This is a genomic window from Mycobacterium sp. NGS11, assembly GCF_059813315.1.
Map to the genome: position 1 here is coordinate 84,382 of NZ_JCALEJ010000007.1, position 20,169 is coordinate 104,550.

The 20,169-nt window shown below is 68.8% G+C and carries 17 protein-coding genes; 9 read left to right on the forward strand and 8 right to left on the reverse strand.

The genetic code is table 11. From position 1 onward, the window contains the following. Positions 1-231 precede the first annotated feature (231 nt). On the reverse strand, positions 232-1,566 hold the full coding sequence (locus tag AC5Y4T_RS11590) for an acetyl-CoA C-acetyltransferase (protein ID WP_499917776.1): 1,335 nt from the start codon (positions 1,564-1,566) through the stop codon (positions 232-234). Between the two features lie 152 nt (positions 1,567-1,718). On the opposite strand from AC5Y4T_RS11590, the gene AC5Y4T_RS11595 reads away from it, so the two are divergent. Then, entirely contained in the window at positions 1,719-3,083 is a 1,365-nt protein-coding gene (locus AC5Y4T_RS11595; RefSeq protein WP_499917775.1) for a 3-oxoacyl-ACP reductase, read from the forward strand. 9 nt (positions 3,084-3,092) lie between these two features. Further along, positions 3,093-3,935 carry a MaoC/PaaZ C-terminal domain-containing protein gene (locus AC5Y4T_RS11600; RefSeq protein WP_499953036.1) on the forward strand — a complete coding sequence of 281 codons (843 nt, stop codon included), beginning with the start codon at positions 3,093-3,095 and terminating at the stop codon, positions 3,933-3,935. A 7-nt stretch (positions 3,936-3,942) separates the two neighbouring features. Here AC5Y4T_RS11600 and AC5Y4T_RS11605 read toward each other — a convergent pair whose 3' ends face one another. Genes AC5Y4T_RS11605 through AC5Y4T_RS11615 form a run of 3 tightly spaced genes read right to left on the reverse strand, consistent with a single transcriptional unit; the run spans position 3,943 to position 7,077 of the window. Continuing rightward, positions 3,943-5,196 carry a chloride channel protein gene (locus AC5Y4T_RS11605; RefSeq protein WP_499953037.1) on the reverse strand — a complete coding sequence of 418 codons (1,254 nt, stop codon included), beginning with the start codon at positions 5,194-5,196 and terminating at the stop codon, positions 3,943-3,945. A 25-nt stretch (positions 5,197-5,221) separates the two neighbouring features. Continuing rightward, positions 5,222-5,860 carry a TetR/AcrR family transcriptional regulator gene (locus tag AC5Y4T_RS11610; RefSeq protein WP_499917772.1) on the reverse strand — a complete coding sequence of 213 codons (639 nt, stop codon included), beginning with the start codon at positions 5,858-5,860 and terminating at the stop codon, positions 5,222-5,224. Positions 5,861-5,919: 59 nt separating this feature from the next. After that, entirely contained in the window at positions 5,920-7,077 is a 1,158-nt protein-coding gene (locus tag AC5Y4T_RS11615) for a glycoside hydrolase family 3 N-terminal domain-containing protein (RefSeq protein ID WP_499953038.1), read from the reverse strand. Positions 7,078-7,198: 121 nt separating this feature from the next. Between AC5Y4T_RS11615 and AC5Y4T_RS11620 the strand changes: the two genes are divergently transcribed. The 4 genes from AC5Y4T_RS11620 (at position 7,199) to AC5Y4T_RS11635 (ending at position 13,455) form a co-directional block, all read left to right on the forward strand. Next, positions 7,199-7,402, forward strand: a complete 204-nt coding sequence (locus AC5Y4T_RS11620; RefSeq protein WP_499953039.1) for a DUF2613 domain-containing protein — start codon at positions 7,199-7,201, stop codon at positions 7,400-7,402. Positions 7,403-7,489: 87 nt separating this feature from the next. Next, on the forward strand, positions 7,490-7,663 hold the full coding sequence (locus AC5Y4T_RS11625; RefSeq protein ID WP_007769006.1) for a DUF2613 domain-containing protein: 174 nt from the start codon (positions 7,490-7,492) through the stop codon (positions 7,661-7,663). A gap of 52 nt (positions 7,664-7,715) precedes the next feature. After that, positions 7,716-11,906, forward strand: coding sequence for an alpha-(1->3)-arabinofuranosyltransferase domain-containing protein (locus AC5Y4T_RS11630; RefSeq protein WP_499953040.1), 4,191 nt, complete (start codon positions 7,716-7,718; stop codon positions 11,904-11,906). A gap of 88 nt (positions 11,907-11,994) precedes the next feature. Continuing rightward, on the forward strand, positions 11,995-13,455 hold the full coding sequence (locus AC5Y4T_RS11635; protein WP_499953041.1) for a lipase maturation factor family protein: 1,461 nt from the start codon (positions 11,995-11,997) through the stop codon (positions 13,453-13,455). A 7-nt stretch (positions 13,456-13,462) separates the two neighbouring features. Here AC5Y4T_RS11635 and AC5Y4T_RS11640 read toward each other — a convergent pair whose 3' ends face one another. Then, positions 13,463-14,617 (reverse strand): NAD-dependent formate dehydrogenase, encoded by a 1,155-nt coding sequence (locus AC5Y4T_RS11640; protein WP_499953042.1) that lies wholly within the window; start codon positions 14,615-14,617, stop codon positions 13,463-13,465. Between the two features lie 108 nt (positions 14,618-14,725). Further along, positions 14,726-15,637 carry a LysR family transcriptional regulator gene (locus tag AC5Y4T_RS11645; RefSeq protein ID WP_499953159.1) on the reverse strand — a complete coding sequence of 304 codons (912 nt, stop codon included), beginning with the start codon at positions 15,635-15,637 and terminating at the stop codon, positions 14,726-14,728. Positions 15,638-15,728: 91 nt separating this feature from the next. Here AC5Y4T_RS11645 and AC5Y4T_RS11650 point away from each other — a divergent pair, with 91 nt between their 5' ends. Together AC5Y4T_RS11650 and AC5Y4T_RS11655 are read left to right on the forward strand one after the other, a co-directional pair. After that, on the forward strand, positions 15,729-15,941 hold the full coding sequence (locus AC5Y4T_RS11650) for a hypervirulence associated TUDOR domain-containing protein (RefSeq protein WP_499917766.1): 213 nt from the start codon (positions 15,729-15,731) through the stop codon (positions 15,939-15,941). A gap of 18 nt (positions 15,942-15,959) precedes the next feature. Next, positions 15,960-16,553 (forward strand): DUF488 domain-containing protein, encoded by a 594-nt coding sequence (locus AC5Y4T_RS11655; RefSeq protein WP_499917765.1) that lies wholly within the window; start codon positions 15,960-15,962, stop codon positions 16,551-16,553. Here AC5Y4T_RS11655 and AC5Y4T_RS11660 read toward each other — a convergent pair. After that, positions 16,530-17,003 (reverse strand): DUF309 domain-containing protein, encoded by a 474-nt coding sequence (locus AC5Y4T_RS11660; protein ID WP_499953043.1) that lies wholly within the window; start codon positions 17,001-17,003, stop codon positions 16,530-16,532. The genes AC5Y4T_RS11655 and AC5Y4T_RS11660 overlap by 24 nt on opposite strands. A gap of 18 nt (positions 17,004-17,021) precedes the next feature. After that, on the reverse strand, positions 17,022-18,668 hold the full coding sequence (locus tag AC5Y4T_RS11665) for an acetolactate synthase large subunit (RefSeq protein WP_499953044.1): 1,647 nt from the start codon (positions 18,666-18,668) through the stop codon (positions 17,022-17,024). Between the two features lie 81 nt (positions 18,669-18,749). On the opposite strand from AC5Y4T_RS11665, the gene AC5Y4T_RS11670 reads away from it, so the two are divergent. Further along, a complete protein-coding gene (locus AC5Y4T_RS11670) occupies positions 18,750-20,168 on the forward strand; it encodes an NADP-dependent succinic semialdehyde dehydrogenase (protein WP_499917762.1) in 1,419 nt (472 codons plus the stop codon). The last annotated feature ends 1 nt before the right edge of the window (position 20,169 follow it).

A 20,169-nucleotide genomic window follows, 5' to 3' on the forward strand; every position in this document is an offset into this window, starting at 1 on the left:
GGCCGCCGCTGGATCCCCTCACTCCAGCGGCGGCCCTTTTCGCACGCCAGTCCGTGAAACGGGCCGGCACTCGCATTCGGGGGATGCCCCGTATTGCCGTCGGGGTCGGGGGGTCAGACCACAACACGGGGCCATCCGGTGGGTCGAATACCCGCGCCCCGATGGGACTAACCAGGAGTGACCCAACTCATTACGGGCGTCGAGCCCGCGCGGGCGAGGGCCGATGGGCCGTCAGGCCTCCAAGATCGCGGCGACGCCCTGGCCGCCGGCCGCGCAGATCGAGACCAGGGCGCGCACGGTGCCGCCGCCCTTCTGCTCGGCCTTACGCTGCGCCAGCTGCTTGGACGCTTGAGCCAGGATTCGTCCACCGGTGGCCGCGAACGGGTGGCCGGCGGCCAGCGAGGACCCGTTGACGTTGAGCTTGGACCGATCGATCGACCCCAGCGCGGCGTCCAGCCCCAGGCGCTCCTTGCAGTACTCCTCGGATTCCCACGCCTGCAGGTGGCACAGCACCACCGACGCGAACGCCTCGTGGATCTCGTAGAAGTCGAAGTCCTGCAGGCTCAGGCCGTTGCGGGCGAGCAGCCGCGGCACCGCGTAGGTCGGGGCCATCAGCAGGCCGTCGCGCCCGTTGACATAGTCGACCGCCGCGGTCTCCGAATCCACCAGGTAGGCCAGCGGGGTCAACGAATGCGCGGCCGCCCACTCGTCGGTGGCCAGCAGCGCCACCGACGCGCCGTCGGTCAGCGGGGTCGAGTTACCGGCCGTCATCGTCGCGTCACCGGCCTTCACGCCGAACACCGGACGCAACTTCGCCAGCTTCTCCGCCGACGAGTCCGCGCGCAGGTTGTCGTCGCGGTACAGCCCCAAGAACGGCGTGACCAGGTCGTCGAAAAAGCCGCGGTCGTAGGCGGCGGCCATGTTGCGATGGCTGGCGGCGGCCAGCTCGTCCTGGGCGACGCGGCTGATGCCCATCTTCTTCGCCGTCAGCGCCTGGTGCTCCCCCATGGACAGCCCGGTGCGGGGTTCGCTGTTGACCGGGATCTCGACGCCCAGCGTCGCGGGCAGCGTGCCCGCCAGCTTCAGCCGTTGCACGTTGGAGTTCGCGCGGCGCAGCTTGAGCAGCGTGCGGCGCAGGTTGTCGCCCAGGCCGATGGGCGCGTCGGAGGTGGTGTCCACACCGCCGGCTGCGGCCACGTCGTAGCGTCCCGCCGCGATGCCCTCGGCCGCGTTGACGGCCGCCTGCAGCCCGGTACCGCAGGCCTGCTGCAGGTCGAACGCGGGGGTGTGGGACGACAGCTGCGAGCCGAGCACACATTCACGCGTCAGGTTGAAGTCCCGGCTGTGCTTGAGGACGGCACCGCCGACCACCAGGCCCAGCCGCTCGCCGGCCAGCCCGAAGCGATCCACCAGCCCTTCCAGGGCGGCGGTGAACATGTCCTGGTTGGAGGCCTCCGCGTAGGCACCATCGGATCGGGCGAACGGGATGCGGTTGCCGCCGAGGACGGCCACGGGCCGCCGCTCGGAACTGCGTTGCTTGCTTGCCTCAGAACTTGCAGCGGCCACTGTTTTCTCCGTGTTTCTGGCGGTCTATCGGTTTGGGAGTCGCCCGTCTGGGGCCATACTACCCACTGTTCTTACTCTGCAGTAAGTTCGTCCTCGATACGGTTGTGCTGTAGGCATACCCCGACTTCGAAAGAATATGGAAGGTAGCTCCGGTGGCTCCCAAGGCTTCATCCGATCTGTTCTCTCAGATCGTCAACTCCGGTCCTGGATCGTTTCTCGCCAAGCAGCTCGGCGTCCCCCAACCCGAGACGCTGCGCCGCTACTCCGCCGGTGAACCGCCCCTGGCCGGGGCCTTGCTGATCGGCGGGGAGGGCAGGGTCGTCGAACCGCTGCGCGCGGCGCTGGACGCCGATTACGACCTGGTGGGCAACAACCTGGGCGGTCGCTGGGCCGACAAATTCGGCGGCCTGGTGTTCGATGCCACGGGCATCACCACGCCCGAGGGGCTCAGGGGGCTCTACGAGTTCTTCACCCCCCTGCTGCGCAATCTCGGCCATTCGGCGCGCGTCGCCGTGGTCGGCACCACGCCCGACGCCGCCGCGAGCCCGCACGAGCAGATCGCGCAGCGCGCGCTGGAGGGCTTCACGCGCTCGCTGGGCAAGGAGGTGCGTAACGGCACCACGGTGGCGCTGGTCTATCTCTCACCGGACGCCAAACCCGCTGCGACGGGCCTGGAGTCGACGATGCGGTTCATCCTGTCGGCCAAGTCCGCCTACGTCGACGGCCAGGTCTTCTACGTCGGTGAGGCGGATTCCACTCCCCCGGCGGACTGGGAGCGACCGCTGGACGGGAAGGTAGCCATCGTCACGGGCGCGGCGCGGGGAATCGGCGCGACGATCGCCGAGGTGTTCGCCCGCGACGGCGCACGCGTGGTCGCGATCGACGTGGAATCGGCCGCCGAGGCGCTGGCCGAGACCGCCAGCCGCGTCGGGGGCACCGCGCTGTGGCTCGACGTCACCGCCGAAGACGCCGTCGACAAGATCACCGAACACCTACGCGAACACCACGGCGGCCGCGCCGACGTGCTGGTCAACAACGCCGGCATCACCCGCGACAAGCTGCTGGCCAACATGGACGACGCTCGGTGGGACGCCGTCCTGGCGGTCAATCTGCTTGCCCCGCTGCGACTTACCGAAGGGCTCGTGTCCAACGGCACGCTCGGCGAGGGTGGTCGGGTGATCGGCCTGTCGTCGATGGCAGGCATCGCCGGCAACCGCGGCCAGACCAACTACGCGACCACGAAGGCCGGGATGATCGGCCTCACCCAGTCGCTGGCCCCGCAGCTCTACGACAAGGGCATCACGATCAATGCCGTCGCGCCGGGATTCATCGAAACCCAGATGACGGCCGCCATCCCGCTGGCCACCCGCGAGGTCGGGCGCCGGCTGAACTCGCTGCTGCAGGGCGGCCAGCCGGTGGACGTCGCGGAAACCATCGCCTACTTCGCCAGTCCGGCTTCAAACGCGGTGACGGGCAACGTCATTCGCGTCTGCGGCCAGGCGATGCTGGGCGCATAGGAGAATGTCATGAACCAGCCAAGCGGCCTGAAAAACATGTTGCGCGCGGCCGCCGGGGCCCTGCCGGTGGTGTCGCGCGGCAGCGAGCTGCCCACCCGGACGGTGACCATCGAGGAACTGCCGATCGACCGCGCCAATGTGGCCGAGTACGCGGGGGTGACCGGCCTGCGCTACGGCAACCACGTCCCGCTGACCTACCCGTTCGCGCTGACCTTTCCGGCGCTGATGTCGCTGGTGACCGGGTTCGACTTCCCTTTCGCCGCAATGGGATCGGTGCACACCGAGAACCAGATCACGCAGTACCGCCCGATCGCGGTCACCGATACCGTCGGGGTGCGCGTGCACGCCGAGAACCTGCGCGAGCACCGCAAGGGACTGTTGGTCGATCTGGTGACCGACGTCAGCGTTGGCAACGACACCGCGTGGCATCAGGTGACGACCTTCTTGCACCAGCAGCGAACCAGCCTGTCCGACGAACCCAAGCCGCCCCCGCAGAAGCAGCCCAAGCTGCCGCCACCGTCGACCGTGCTGCGCATCAGCCCGGGGCTGATCCGGCGCTACGCCGACGTCGGGGGCGACCACAACCCGATCCACACCAACTCGGTCGCGGCCAAACTGTTCGGGTTCCCGACGGTGATCGCGCACGGAATGTTCAGCGCCGCAGCCGTATTGGCGAACATCGAGGCGCAGATTCCCGACGCAGTGCGGTATTCGGTGCGGTTCGGCAAGCCGGTGGTGCTGCCCGCAACCGCCGGGCTCTACATCGATGAACACGATGGCGGCTGGGACATTTCGCTGCGCAACATCGCCAAGGGCTACCCGCACCTGACCGGCACTGTCCGGGCGCTTTAGCGTCCCGCTAGCCCGCGTGCGTCGGGCTGCGGCCCTGTACAAGCACTTTCAAACCGTGGGCGCTGGTCGCGGTCAGCAGGAAAAGCAAAAACAGCCACAGGGGCGGCCGGGCGAGTTCCCAGACGAAGATCGCCGCCCAGATCGGTGAGCCCTGCGTCACCGCCAGCACGCCCGCGGCGCCGGCCAGCGACACCGCCGGCACGTGCAGGTGCGTCCCCGTCGCCCAGTTGATCATCAGCACCAGCGCGGACCCGGCGGCCGCGCCGGTCGCCAGTGAGGGCGTGAGCAGTCCGCCCGCCCCGCCGGCCCGCAGAAACAACGCTGTCAGAAGGGGTTTCAGCGCCAGAATCGCCAGCGCCGACAGCAAGGTCATGCCGCTGGCCAGGCTGACCGTCAGGATGCTGCGGCCGTTGCCGGGCAGCTCGGGCCACCAATGCGAACAGATCCCCATCACCAGGCCCGCCGCGGCAAGCGCGGGGATCAGCATCGGCGTGCGCATCGGACGGGCGGGCCGCGCTGCGGCCATCAACCGGTTGAAGGCCAGCCCCACCGCCAGAGCCACCGGCGCCAGCAGCAATCCGTGCGCGGTCAGCAGATACGTCGACTCCTCGATCGGCCACTGCAGGTTGGGCTGGTCGCGGGTGATCGCCGAGCCGACGGCGACCGCCAGGCCGGAGGAGAGAAACGCCGCGCCCACGGCGCGCGGCTGCCAGGTGCTGAGCAGGATCCGGATCGAGAACAGCGCCCCGGCCAGCGGGACCGCATACACCGCGCCAAGCCCGGCCCCGGTCGCGCAGGCCAGCAAGACCTCACGATCATGCGGTGAAAGCCGCTTGAGCCATGCGGTGCCGAAATCGCTTAGCGCAGCCGCGAATTGACGCGGCGCCCCTTCTCGCCCCAGTGATGCGCCCGACCCGACGAGCAGCACCTGCAGCAAGGAATCGACGCTCCACGACAACCTCGGCACGGGCCCCCGCGCGGCGATGGTCTGCGCCAGTGGGGGCACCTCCGCCCGGCGCCGCAACAGCCACCACCCCAGGCCCGCCAGGGCGCCGCCGATCATCGGGCCGACGACCCGGCGGATCGGGCTGCTGGCGGCCACCCCCGCCAGCAACGCGCCGAAACTGTAGTGGTAGGTGGCGTGCTGGACAGCGCGCAGCACGAACGTCGTCGCCAATCCGGCAACTCCGGCGAGCAACCCGACGATGGTTACCGCACAAAAGAAGTCGAGGTTGCCGCGGTCCGAGCCGGGGGCGCTCATCCGGGCCACCTGCACGAAGGTAGGCCTAGTCGCCCGCGGCGTCCGAGCCGCCCGCCGCGGCCGCTTCGCGTTCCGCCGGCGAGCCCTTGAGGCCGTACCAGAACAGGTCGACCATCAGCTGGGCCGCCTCCTCGACGTCGACGTCGCCGGCGGACAGCCGGTTGGCGACCGCCTCGCCCGCGCCCACCAGGGCCACGGCCATCATCTCGTGCTCCCGCTCGGAGCGCGGGTTGCGGCTGCCCGCCCGCATCAGCCCGGCCACCAGTTCGATGATCTGCTCGCGTCCCTCTCGGACCATGTGGGCGAACGCCTGCGAGCTGGTGGCCTGGGTGTACATCACGATCCAGGAGGCCCGATTGGCGTCGATGTAGCGCATGAACGACGCGATGGTGTTACGCAGCATGTCGTTGGGGCTCTGCCGGAAATCGATGTCGGCGCGCACCACGTCGATGAACCGACCCATCTCCCGATTCAGGCAGGCGCCGAACAGATCTTCCTTGGAGCCGTAGTACAGGTACAGCATCGGCTTGGAGATCTGCGCCTCGGCGGCGATGGCGTCCATCGAGGTCTCGTGATAGCCGTTGACCGAGAACATCTGCACGGCGGCGTCGAGCATCTGCTGCTCACGGACGGCACGCGGTAACCGCTTGGTACCACCCGCCATCGCTTGCCTCTCCGTCTATCTGACTCAAGAGTAAGCAACGCGGCGCCGCGGCATACGAACTAGTGACCGCAGGTGGCGCTGCGGCCCTTCATCGTCGCCACCCGCACCAGCGACTCGTCGACCTGCTGGGCCGGCAATTCCCCCGACGCGACAGCCTTTTGCAACCGGTCCAAGACCGCAGGCACCTCGTCGGTGGTGACCCACAGGGCGACGTCGACGCCGGCCCGCAGGCTGCGCAGCACCGCCTCCGATACCCCGTACCGATCGGAGATGGCGGCCATGCTGGACAGGTCGTCGCTGAACACCGGCCCGGTGAACGGCGGGCCCTTATAGCCGACGCCGTTGCGCAGCAGCTGCACCGCCTCGGGGCTCAGGCTGGCCGGGGCGTCGCCGGTGAGTCCGGGAACCTGCAAGTGGCCCACCATCACCGCGACCGGCACAGCGGCCACCAGCGTCCGGTAGGGCACCAGATCGCTGTTCTGCAAACTGTCCAGCGGCGGCGTGATCACACCCCCGGTGTGTGAATCACCCGAGCCGTGCCCGTGGCCGGGGAAGTGCTTGAGCACCGGGAGTAGCCCGGCCTCCCGCAACCCCTGCGCATAGGCCCCGGCGTAGTCGGTGACCGTGGCCGGATCCGCGCCGAACGAGCGGTTGCCGATCACGGCGTCGTCGGGCTCGTCGCTGACGTCGACGACGGGCGCGAAGTCGACGGTGATGCCCAGGTCGTGCATCTTCTTGCCGCGGTCGGCGGCCAGGTCATGCACCTGCTGGACGGTTTGCGTCTGTGCCAGCTCCCGGGGTGACGGCGACGTCCCGATCAGCGATTTCAGCCGCGAGACCCGGCCGCCCTCTTCGTCGACGCTGACGGCCAGCGGCAGGGGGCCCGCCTTGGCCGTGATGTCGGCCAGCGGGCCCTTGAAGATCGACAGGTCGGTCCAGCTGCCGATGAAGATTCCGCCCACGTGATAGCCGTTGACGACGGCCCGGGCGTCGTCGGCGTTCTTCACACCGACCATCAAGAGCTGGGCCAGCTTGTCGCGGATGTTCAGGGTGGCCGGGACCGCCGACGGGTCGGCGCACACCGGCGGCGCCGGGGCGGCCATCGGCTTGCTTGACGTGGAAGTCGACGGGCGGGGCGGGTGTGCGGCGTGGTGGCCGCAGCCGGCCACCAGCGCCGACGCGACTGCGAGCACGGCGAAGGTGCGCGAAAATGCCATCGGGCCATGCTTTCACGACGGGCGTTTCGTACCCGGCTCCAGGGGGCATCAGCGGTACGTTGCTGATCAGGGGTCTGGGGCTTGTCGGGGCGCCTTTTGACTGGCAGGGAGGGAGCCGGCGATGAACCGTTTCACGTTGGCCGCCGCGGTCAGCGTCGCGGTCGGTTTGTCCGCCGGGGTGGCGACGACGGTCGGAATCACGCTCGCCGTCGCCGACCACAGCTTGGTGCAGGTGCCACCCGTTCAGCGCCCCGCGCTCCCGGCCGGTCTCTATCAGGTGGAATACGGCGACCGCTGTGTGCACGGACACTGTCTGCACTGGTGACCGGCGGCCCGGTGGCGGCGCGGGCTTCTGCTAGGTTGGCGCTAGGTTGAAAGTCACGACCGCAAGCCGACACTCAGGAGCCGTCGAATGAACCGGATCGTTGCGCCCGCCGCAGCGAGCGTTGTGGTTGGCCTGTTGCTCGGCGCGGCCGCGATTTTCGGGATCACGCTGATGGTCCAGCAAGACACGAAGCCGCCACTTCCCGGGGGCGATCCGCAGTCGTCGGTGCTCAACCGGGTCGAGTACGGCAACCGTAGCTAGCCGGTCGGAGACGGGGACCGGAGCGCCGGTCTCATGCTCGACGGCCGAGCCGGTGTCGCGGCGATGGTTGTGGCTGGTCGGTTCGGTCGCGCTGGCCCTGACGTTCATTCAATCGCCCGGGCGGATCTCCCCCGACACCAAGCTCGACCTCACCGCCAACCCGCTGCGCTTTCTGGCCCGGGCAACCAATCTGTGGAACAGCGAGCTGCCGTTCGGGCAGGCGCAGAACCAGGCCTACGGCTACCTGTTTCCGCACGGCAGCTTCTTTCTCCTCGGCCATGCGCTGGGCGTGCCCGGCTGGATCACCCAGCGGCTGTGGTGGGCGCTGCTGCTCACGGTTGGCTTCTGGGGGCTGCTACGGGTCGCCGAGGCGTTGCGGATCGGCAGCCCGGCGTCACGGGTGATCGCCGCGGTCGCATTCGCGCTGTCGCCTCGAGTGCTGACCACCCTCGGCTCGATCTCGTCGGAAACGCTGCCAATGATGTTGGCGCCGTGGGCCTTGCTGCCCACGATCCTGGCACTGCGAGGCTCCGGCCACCGGTCGGTGCGCGCGCTGGCCGGGCAGGCGGGGCTGGCCGTCGCGCTGATGGGTGCGGTGAACGCCATCGCGACCCTGGCCGGCTGCCTGCCGGCGGTGATCTGGTGGGCGTGCCACCGGCCGAGCCGGTTGTGGTGGCGGTACACCGGGTGGTGGCTGGTGGCGCTGCTGTTGGCCACGCTGTGGTGGGTGGTGGCGCTGGTGATGCTGCGCGCGATCAGCCCCCCGTTCCTGGACTTCATCGAGTCCTCCGGCGTGACGACGCAATGGTCGTCACTGGTCGAGATGTTGCGCGGTACCGACAGCTGGACCCCGTACGTTGCGCCGACCGCCACCGCGGGCGCTCCGCTGGTGACCGGGTCGGCCGCCGTGCTCGGAACCTGCCTGGTCGCCGCGGCCGGACTGGCGGGGCTGGCCAGCCCGGCCATGCCGGCGCGCGGGCGGCTGGTGACGATGTTGTTGACCGGGGTGGTGTTGATGGCCGCCGGATACAGCGGCGGCCTGGGCTCGCCGGTGGCGCACGCGGTGCAGGCCTTCCTGGACGCCGGTGGCGCCCCGCTGCGCAACGTGCACAAGCTCGGTTCGGTGATCAGGATCCCGGTGGTGCTGGGCCTCGCGCAGTTGCTGGGCCGGATACCGCTGCCGGGCGACGCACCAATGTTGGTGTGGCTGCGGTCCTTTGCGCATCCCGAGCGTGACAAGCGCGTCGCGGCCGCGATCGTCGTCGTGACGGCGCTGATGGTCAGCACGTCACTGGCGTGGACCGGCCGGCTGGCCCCGCCCGGAACCTTCACCGCGATCCCGCAGTACTGGCACGAGGCCGCCGACTGGCTCACCGAACACAACACCGGGGCGCCGACCCCCGGGCGGGTACTCGTGGTTCCGGGCGCGCCGTTCGCCACCCAGGTGTGGGGCACCAGCCACGACGAGCCGCTGCAGGTGCTGGGCACCAGCCCATGGGGTGTTCGCGATTCCATCCCGCTGACCCCGCCGCAGACCATCCGGGCGCTGGATTCGGTGCAGCGCTTGTTGGCCGCCGGCCGGCCCTCGGCGGGGCTAGCCGATACCCTTGCCCGCCAAGGCATTTCCTACCTGGCTTTGCGCAACGACCTGGACCCCGACACGTCGCGCTCGGCGCGCCCGGTCCTGGTGCACCGCGCGGTCGATGGGTCACCGGGGCTGCGCAAGGTCGCACAGTTCGGCGCGCCGGTGGGGCCGGGCACCCTGGCGGGTTTCGTCGCGGACAGCGGACTGCGGCCGCGATACCCGGCGGTCGAGATTTATCGGGTCGGCGGCGACACCGACCCCGCCACACCGTATTTCGTCGATACCGACCGGCTGGCCCGGGTCGACGGCGGACCCGAGGCGCTGCTGCGCCTCGACGAGCGCCGGCGACTGCTGGGTCAGCCGCCGCTGGGCCCCACGCTGCTTTCCGCGGACGCGCGGGGCGCCGGGCTGCCGATGAATGCGGGGGTGATGATCACCGACACCCCGGTGGCGCGGGAGACGGATTATGGCCGGGTCGAACAACATTCGTCGGCGATCCGCGCCCCCGGCGATGCGCGGCACACCTACAACCGGGTGCCCGACTACCCCGTCCCCGGCGCCGACCCGGTCGCCGGCGCCTGGTCCGGCGGGCGGATCACGGTATCGAGTTCGTCGTCGGATTCCACCGCGATGCCCGACGTCGCGCCGGCCACCTCCCCCGCCGCGGCGATCGACGGGGATTCGGCGACGGCCTGGGTGTCGAACTCGCTGCAGGCCGCCGTCGGTCAATGGATGCGGATCGACTTCGACCACCCGGTGACCAATGCGGCGATCACGCTGACGCCCAGCGCCACCGCCGTCGGCGCCCAGGTGCGCCGAATCCTGATCGAGACCGCCACCGGCAGCACCACTTTGCGCTTCGACGAGCCGGGCAAGCCGCTGGCCGCGGCACTGCCCTATGGCGAGACCCCCTGGGTGCGAATCACCGCCGCCGGAACCGACGACGGGTCCGCCGGGGTGCAGTTCGGCATCACCGACCTGTCGATCACCCAATACGACGCGTCCGGATTCGCCCACCAGGTCGAGCTGCGGCACACCGTGCGGGTGCCCGGGCCGCCGCCGGGATCGGCGGTCGCCGGGTGGGATCTGGGATCGGAACTGCTGGGCAGGCCGGGTTGCGCACCAGCTCCCGACGGCGTGCGCTGCGCGCCGTCGATGGCCCTGGCACCGGAGGAACCGGTCAATTTCAGCCGTACGCTGACCGTGCCGACGGCGACGTGGGTGACCCCGAGGGTGTGGGTGCGGCCGCGCCAAGGCCCCAAGCTGGCCGACCTGATCACTGAACCGAATGTCACCGTGGCTCATGGTGATTCGGATACCGTCGACGTTCTCGGCTCCGCGTACGCGGCCGCCGACGGCGACCCCGCCACGGCGTGGACGGCGCCGCAGCGTGTGGTGCAGCACAAGACCCCGCCGACCCTGACGCTCACGCTGCCGCGCCCCACCCAGGTCACCGGGTTGCGACTGGTCCCGAGCAGGTCGACCTTGCCCGCCCACCCGACGATGGTGGCCATCAACCTGGGCGACGGCCCGCAGGCCGCCGCGGTACGACCCGACGGGACGCAGATTGTGCCGCTGAAACCCCGGGTGACCGACACCGTGACGATCAGCCTGCTGAATTGGCAAGACGTCATCGACCGCAACGCTTTGGGTTTCGACCAGCTCAAGCCGCCGGGGTTGGCCGAGGTCGCGGCCCTGGGCGCCGACGGCAACCCGATCGCACCGGGCGACGCGGCACGCAACCGCGGCCGGGAGATCGGCGTCGGATGCGACCGCGGACCCGTCATCGCGGTCGCGGGCCGGTTCGTGCACACCGCGATTCACACCACCGTGGGGGCCATCCTGGACGACGCGCCGCTGGCCGCGGTGCCCTGCGAGCGCGACCCGATCGCGCTGCCCGCGGGTCAACAGGAGCTCTTGGTCAGCCCCGGCGCCCAGTTCGTCGTCGACGGGGCCGAGCTGACCGCCTCCGCCGCCCCCGAAACCGCACAGCCGGTGCGTGTTTCGTCATGGCGGGCCTGGGGCCCGGCCCGCCGCGAGGTGCAGGCGCCCGCCTCGGCCACCTCCCGGGTGCTGGTCATTCCGGAAAGTATCAACCCGGGTTGGGTGGCACACACCAGCGCCGGGACCCGCTTGACGCCGATCGCCGTCAACGGGTGGCAACAGGGCTGGGTGGTGCCCGCGGGCGACCCGGGCACCATCACGCTGACGTTCGCCTCCAACTCGCTCTACCGCGCGGGCCTGGCGGTGGGGCTGGCCCTGCTTCCGCTGCTCGCGATGCTCGCGCTCTGGCGCACTCGGCGAAAGGACGACCCGACCGAGCCCGCACGGCCGTGGCGGCCCGGCGCATCAGCGAGCGTCGCGGCGCTGGCTGCGGCCGGCCTGATCGCCGGGTGGGGCGGTGTGGTGGTGATGGGCATCGCCCTGGGCCTGCGCTACGCGCTGCGCCGGCGGCGTTGGGAACGCCTCAGCGTGGTGTGCAGTGCCAGCGGGCTGATCCTGGCCGGGGCGGCGCTGTCGCGGCAGCCCTGGCGCTCGGCCGACGGCTACGCCGGCCATTCCGCCGGTGTCCAGCTGCTGGCACTGATTTCGGTTGCGGTGCTTGCCGCTTCGGTGGTTGCGGTACCCGAACGTGCGCAGGCGCCGCGCGACGAATAGTCGGCCGAGCTCTTGGCTACCCGTTTACCGGCTGATTGACTGGATACGCGGGTTGGCGTAACCGCCACCAACCGAGGAGTCACGCGCCATGGACTGGTTTTCGGCACCCGAATATTGGGTGGGCAGACTGGTGCTCGAGCGCGGCGCAGCGGTGATTTACCTGCTCGGCTTCCTCGCGGCCGCGGTCCAGTTTCGCGCGCTCATCGGCGAGCGCGGCATTCTGCCCATACCGCAGTTCTTGGCCAGGCAAACCTTCTGGCGCACGCCGAGCCTTTTCCACCTGCGCTATTCCGATCGGCTGTTTTCGGCCGTCTCGTGGTTCGGCGCGGCACTGTCGGCGGCGGTCGCCGTCGGGGCCGCCGACGCGGTGCCGCTGTGGGCGGCGATGGCGATGTGGCTGACGCTGTGGGTGCTTTACCTGTCGATCGTCAACGTCGGACAGACCTGGTACTCATTCGGCTGGGAATCGCTACTGCTCGAGACCGGGTTCCTGATGATCTTTTTGGGCAACCACGCCGTGGCGCCGCCGGTGCTGACGCTCTGGATGGTTCGGCTGCTGTTGTTCCGCGTCGAGTTCGGTGCGGGGCTGATCAAGATGCGCGGCGACCCGTGCTGGCGCGACCTGACGTGTCTGTACTACCACCATGAGACGCAGCCGATGCCTGGGCCGCTGAGCTGGTTCTTCCACCATCTGCCCAAGCCATTGCATCGGATCGAGGTGGCGGGCAACCATTTCGCGCAGCTGATCGTGCCGTTCGGATTGTTCGCCCCGCAGCCGGTGGCCGGCGCGGCCGCCGCGATCATCGTCGTCACCCAGCTGTGGCTGGTCGCCTCGGGCAATTTCGCCTGGCTCAATTGGGTGACGATAGTGCTGGCGTTCAGCGCAATCGACGACGCGTCGGTGGCGATGCTGCTGCCCGAGGGACTCGTTCCGGCACACGGGGGTCTGGCGGCGAATTTGTCACAGCCGCCGTGGTTCGTCGGCCTGGTAATCGCGGTGACGGCCGCGGTGTTGTTCATGAGCTACTGGCCGTTGGCCAACATGTTGTCGTCGCGGCAGCGAATGAATATGTCGTTCAACTCGTTTCATCTGGTCAACACCTACGGGGCGTTCGGCAGTGTCGGGCGGATCCGTCGGGAGGTGGTGATCGAAGGCACCGACGAGGCGCTGATCACCGCCCAAACCGTCTGGAAGGAATACGAATTCAAGGGCAAGCCGGGGGCGGTGCGCCGGTTGCCGCGACAGTGGGCCCCGTATCATCTGCGTCTGGACTGGCTGATGTGGTTCGCCGCGATCTCGCCCGGCTACGCGCAGCCATGGCTGAGGCCCTTCATGCAGCGGTTGCTGCAAAACGATCGGGCGACGCTACGCTTGTTGCGCCACAACCCTTTTCCCGAATCTCCGCCCCGCTTGGTGCGGGCCCAGCTCTACCAGTATCGCTTCACCACACCGGCGGAGCTGCGCCGTGACCGGGCCTGGTGGCATCGCGCCCTGGTCGGCGGTTACGTGCCACCGATGGCCCTGTCGACGGCGACCAGCGCCGGGTGAGGCTGTCCTACTTCTGGTAGGACAGCGCTCCGGTGCCCGCGAGCCGTCCGCCCTCGACGATCAGGTACTCGGGACGGATGGGCTTGCCGGCGAACCAGCTCTCCAGGATCTCCCGGGTGCCGGCGGCGTAACGCGCCTGAGCGGACAACGTGGTGCCCGAAACATGCGGCGTCATGGCGTTATTCGGCATGGTCCGCCAGGGGTGGTCGGGCGGCGGGGGCTGCGGGTACCACACGTCACCGGCGTAGCCCGCGAGCTGCCCGGATTTCAGGGCGGCGACGATCGCTTCCGGGACCGTCTCCTCGGCGCGGGCGGTGTTGACGATGTAGGAGCCCCGCCGCATCGTCGAGATCAGCTGCTCGTTGAACATCCTGCGGGTGTCGTCGTACAGCGGTGAATGGACGGACACCACGTCGACGGCCTGCACCAGCGACTCCACGTCGGGGTGAAACGTCACGTTGAGTTGTTTCTCCACGTCCGGCGGCAGCCGGCGGGTGTCGGTGTAGTGCAGGTTGACGTCGAACGGCGCCAGCCGGCGCAGTACCGCACGCCCGATCCGGCCGGCGGCGATGACGCCGACGTCCATGCCCTCGAGGTCGTAAGCGCGCTCGACGCAGTCGGCGATGTTCCAGCCGCCTTCGGCGGCCCACCGATGCGACGGCACGAAATTGCGCACCAGCGCGAGGATCTGCATCACCGCGTGCTCGGCGACGCTGATGCTGTTGCTGTACGTCACCTCGGCGACGGTGATCCCGCGTTCTTTCGCGGCGTCCAGATCCACGTGGTCGGAGCCGATGCCCGCGGTCAACGCCAGCTTCAGTTTGGGCGCCTTGGCGATGCGTTCCTTCGTCAGGTAGGCCGGCCAAAACGGTTGCGAGATCACGATGTCGGCGTCGGCCAGCTCACGCTCGAATTCCGAGTCGGGGCCCTCCTTGTCCGACGTCACCACCAACTCGTGCCCGGCGTCTTCGAAGAACTTGCGCAGCCCCAGCTCACCCGAGACGCAGCCGAGCAGCTCACCGGGCGTGAAGTCGATCTTGGACGGAGTCGGCACGGTGCTGCCGTCGGGATATGCGTGGATCGTCGGGATGCTGTCGCGCGCGTAGGTCGGCGGGTAGCCATCGACGGGGTCGGGGTAGAGCACCATCACACACTTGGCCATTGAAGTCCTCCTTGAGCGGAATCAATCCCAGTCTCAGAGGGCGCTCACGTCGTGTCAAAGACGCGGTTCCGACCGGCTGATAGGCAACGCCGATCACTCGAGGCTGGGTCAGGGTAACTCGCTGAGCGTCGCACCGATGCGGGCCTCGCGCGCGGTTCGTCGCAATGCGCGCGCCAGCAACGAGCCCGGCTCCGCCCTGTTGGTCACCAGCGCTATCAGCGCCGTGACCGAGGGGCGCCGCAGCCGCAGCACGCTGACCCCGACCGGTACGCCCAGGGTGTGAATCCACGGCTGCGGCACGATGCTCGCCCACCGGCCGGCGCGAACGTGAGCGAATAGCGCGGCCACGGAATCGGTTTCCAGCTGCGGGGTGACCTGCAGGCCGTGGGTGGCCAGCGCGTCGTCGATGAGCCGGCGGCCGCGCATGCCCTGAGTGAGCAGACACAGCGGTAGCTGCACGGCTTCGGACCACGCGATGGTTTCCGCCTTGCCGCCGAGCAGCTCGGCGGCGGCGATGAGCACCGGCTGCTCGTGGTACAGCGGAGTCACCAGCAGATCGGCCGTGTCCTGCTGGTCGGGGTAGAGGATGCCCGCGTCCAATTCGAAGTTGCGGACCCGGTCGACGATCCCGGCCGAGCGCAGGTTCACCTCGAGCCGAACGCGCACCAAGGGGTGTGCCGCGCAAAACGGATCCGTAAGCAGCGCAACGGTAGTCGAGGCGGCCGGCACCACGCCGAGCCGCAATTCGCCGGTGAGGCCGGCGCGCAACGCGGTGACTTCCTGTTCCATGGCGTCGCGGTCGGCCAGGATGCGCCGCGCCCACGGCACCAGCCGCTCACCTTCTGGAGTCAGGCCCTCGAACTTCTGTCCGCGCCGCACCAGCGGGACGTTGAGTTCGGCTTCGAGCTTGCGGATCGCTTCCGACAGCGCGGGCTGCGACACGTAACAGGCCCTCGCGGCGCGCGCGAAGTGACGCTCCTGAGCGAGCGCGACGAAGTATTCCAGCTGACGGAACAGCATGAGCCATTCGATCATGCCGCCGGCCGTTAGCGGGTACTCGTCTTGGCGACCGAAGGTTCAGCCGTGACACGAAGTATGCGAAGGAGGCGCGGTGCCCAAACAGTTCGAAGTCGGAGATCACGTCAGGTGGAATTCCGAAGCCGGCCGGGTGAGCGGCACCATCGTGAAAAAGCACACCCGCGACACCGAGTACAAAGGCCACAAACGGCACTGCACCGAAGACGACCCGCAATACGAGATCAAAAGCGACAAAACCGACCACGTCGCGATGCACAAGGGCGACGCCCTGGAGAAGATCGACTAGAACGAGCACGGCACAACCATGGGCGAGCACGACGAGATCTGGACCATCGGACACTGGACATGCCCGGTGCCGACCTTCTTGGAGCCCCTGGATGACGCCCGCATCGACCTGCTCGCCGACGTGCGCGCTCAGCCTGGCTCGCGACGCAGCCCCCAGTTCGGCAGCGCAGAGATGGCGCGCTGGCTGGGTGACGCCGGCGTCGGTTACATCCACCTTCCCGAGCTCGGCGGACGCCGCCGTCAGCAAAGCGTCGATCCCGCCATCAACGCCGGCTGGCAAAACGCGAGCTTCAAGAATTACGCCGACTACACCCTCACCGGCGAATACCAGCGCGGCCTCACCCGGCTGATCACCCTGGCCCGGTCACACCGACTGGCGATCATGTGTGGCGAGCCGATGCCCTGGCGATGCCACCGGCAGCTGATCGCGAACAACCTTGTCGCGCAAGGGTGGACGGTATGGCACCTGATGAGCGGGTCCGTCCCGCGTCAGCACCGGCTCGGTCAATGGGGCGCCACGCCCGTCGTCGACGAGCGCGGGCACGTGACGTACCCGGCGGAGCCGACGTTGTCGGAGCTAACCGACGTATCAGATCAGGAGGCGGGGCCGTAGCCGCGACGCGGTGACATCAACTCCGGCGGCAACGTCGTCGATCAGCGCGTCGACGTAGCCCACCAATCCGGCGACGTCGATGTCGTGCGGCGCCGGCCGGTCCGCGTCGCCGAGATGGCCTGCCGCGCGGCGGAGCAACGTGGTTGCCCCTTTCGGGTTGCCCCGCTGGACGTGGGTGATCCCCACCGCGAGCTGCGTCAGGCCTTGCCACAGTGGCTGCTCGTTGGTTGGACCGTTCTTCCATGCGGCCTCTAAAACCTCGTGGGCGTTGAAGGCGAGACCGCGATCCAGCAGATCCTGGGCATAGGCGAGGGTCTCGGCCGGCGCCAGCGCCAGGTCATCGGGGACGCGTGGCACGCCCGCGCTGCCGGGCGGAAGTGGTCGGCCAAATGCGTCGCGCGGCCGGGCATTTCGCGGCCGACCCGATTCGTCACGATCACGCTCCGACATCTGCAACGGTTTCCCGAACTACAGCGTTTCGTCCAGCTCACCGAGGCGGTCGGTCAGCCGCAGGTTCTCGGAGTAGTCGACCGGGCAACTGATCAGCGAGACGCCGTCGTCGTCGAGCGCGGTCCGCAGGGTCGGCAGCAGTTCCTCGGCATGAGAGATCCGGTATCCCTTGGCGCCGAAGCTTTCCGCGTAGGTCACCACGTCCGGGTTGTTGAACTTCACGTAGTAGTGCTCGCCGAGTTCGAGGTCCATCTTCCATTCGATGAGGCCGTAACCTCCGTCCTCCCAAATCAGCACCACCAGCGGGATCCGCTCGCGCACGGCGGTCTCGATCTCTTGCGAGTTCATCAGGAATGCGCCGTCGCCGACGACGGCCAGCACCTTGGCCTCCGGTTGGGCGAGCTTGACGCCCAGCGCCCCGGGAAGGGCGAAGCTCATGGTGGACAACCCGTTTGAGATCAAGCAGGTGTTCCGCTCGTAGGTCGGGTAGAGGCGGGCCATCCACATCTTGGTCGCGCCGGTGTCGACCAGGACGACATCGCTGCGGCCCAGCGCCGCACGGGTGTCGGCCACCACCCGCGCCGGCGCCAGCGGGTAGCGCGAATCCTGTTGCCCCCGTTCGAATTCCTCGGCCAGCAGACCCGAGCCGGGGACGTCGGCGGCGTGAGCGAAGGTGTGACCGGACAGCGCGTCGGTGAGGGCGTTCAAGGAATCGCTGATGTCACCGATGATTCCCACGTCGACCGAGTAGTGCGCGTCGACCTCGGCCGGGAACCGGTGAATGTGGATGATCCTCTTGTCGGCCTGCGGGTTGATCCGCACCGGGTCGAACTCCTGCAGCTCGTAGCCGACGGCGATGACGGCGTCGGCGTTGTCGAACCCGAAGTTGACGTAGTCGTGCCGCATGAAGCCCAGCGTGCCGATGCTGTTGGGGTGATCGTCGGGCATGACGCCCTTGCCGTGGAAGGTGTTGGCGACCTGGATGCCGAATTCCTCGGAGAAGCGCACCAGGGCTTTGGTGGCGTCGGCGCGCGCGGCGCCGTGCCCGGCCAGCAGCACCGGCCGCTTCGCGTTGCGCAGGACGTCGACGGCGCGCGCCACCTGGCGGGGGGCCGGGGCGTCGGCGCGTACGACGTTGCGAGGCAACGGTCGCAGGTCGTAGTCGGCCTCGTCGGCATCGATGTGCTCGGGCACGGCCAGATATACCGCGGCCGGCCGCTCCGCCTCGGAGACTTTGAACGCCTTACGGACCATCTCGGGGATGGCGCGCGCGGTAGGGATGCCGGCCGCCCACCGGGTGATGGGGGCGAACATCGACACCAGGTCGACGTACTGGTGCGACTCCTTGAACTCCCGGTCGTGGCCCACCTGCGCGGAGATGGCGACCAGCGGGGTGCTGTTGGTGGTGGCGTCGGCGACACCGAGTTGCATGTTGATCGCGCCGGGGCCCAATGTGGCCGACACCACCGCGGCCCGGCCGGTGACCCTGCCGTACATCTCCGCCATGAACGAGGCGGCCTGCTCGTGCCGGGTGAGCACATACCGGATGCTCGACGACGCGAGCGCCTGCACGAACCGGATGTTCTCCTCGCCGGGAACCCCGAACACGACGGAAACACCCTCGTTTTCCAGGCACTTGACGATCAGCTCAGCGGCCTTGCTCATCCGACACCTCCCTTAGGGGAACGATAGTGGCAGGCTAGGTGTTGGACTTTTCAGCCACGAACCCGATGAAGGAGGGCCGACGTGCCCATCGCCACCATTAACCCGGCTACCGGCGAAACAGTGAAGACCTTCACCGCGGCCACCGATCAAGAAGTCGATGCCGCGATTGCCCGTGCCTACGACCGCTTCCTCGACTACCGCCACAACACCACGTTTGCCCAGCGCGCCCAGTGGGCAAACGCGACCGCCGACCTGCTGGAGGCCGAGGCCGACGACGTCGCGGCCATGATGACGCTGGAGATGGGCAAGACCCTGAAGTCGGCCAAGGCCGAAGCGCTGAAGTGCGCCAAGGGTTTTCGCTACTACGCCGAAAACGCCGAGCAGCTGCTGGCCGACGAGCCGGCCGACGCCGAGGCGGTGGGCGCGAAGAAGGCCTACACCCGCTACCAGCCGCTCGGGGTGGTGCTGGCGGTGATGCCGTGGAACTTCCCGCTGTGGCAGGCCGTGCGGTTCGCCGCACCGGCGCTGATGGCGGGCAACGTCGGGATCCTCAAGCACGCGTCGAACGTGCCGCAGAGCGCGCTGTACCTCGCCGACGTCATCGCCCGCGGCGGCTTCCCCGAGGGATGTTTCCAGACCCTGCTCGTCTCCTCCAGCGCGGTCGAGCGCATCCTGCGCGACCCGCGGGTCGCGGCTGCGACCCTGACCGGAAGCGAACCGGCCGGCCAGTCGGTGGCGGCCATCGCCGGCGACGAGATCAAACCGACCGTGCTCGAGCTAGGCGGCAGCGACCCGTTCATCGTGATGCCGTCGGCCAACCTGGACGAGGCCGCCAAGACCGCGGTGACCGCCCGGGTGCAGAACAACGGCCAATCGTGCATCGCCGCAAAGCGGTTCATCGTGCACACCGACATCTACGACGCGTTCGTCGACAAGTTCACCGAGCAGATGGAGGCGCTGACAGTTGGCGACCCGACCGACCCGGACACCGACGTGGGCCCGCTGGCCACCGAATCGGGCCGCGATGAGATCGCCAAGCAGGTCGACGACGCCGCCGCGGCGGGCGCCAAGGTGCGGCTCGGCGGCAAGCCCATCGATGGGCCGGGGTGGTTCTATCCGCCGACCGTCGTCACCGACATCACCAAGGACATGGCCCTCTACACCGAGGAGGTGTTCGGCCCCGTCGCGTCGATGTACCGGGCCGCGGACATCGACGAGGCCATCGAGATCGCCAACGCCACCACGTTCGGCCTGGGCTCCAACGCCTGGACCAACGACGAGGCCGAGCAGCAGCGGTTCATCGACGACATCGAGGCCGGCCAGGTCTTCATCAACGGGATGACGGTGTCCTATCCCGAGCTGGGGTTCGGCGGCGTCAAGCGGTCCGGGTACGGACGCGAACTCGCGGGGCTTGGCATCCGCGCATTCGTCAACGCCAAAACCGTATGGGTCGGGGAATCCGAAAGCGGCTCCTCGTCGGGCGACGACAAGGTCGAGTGAG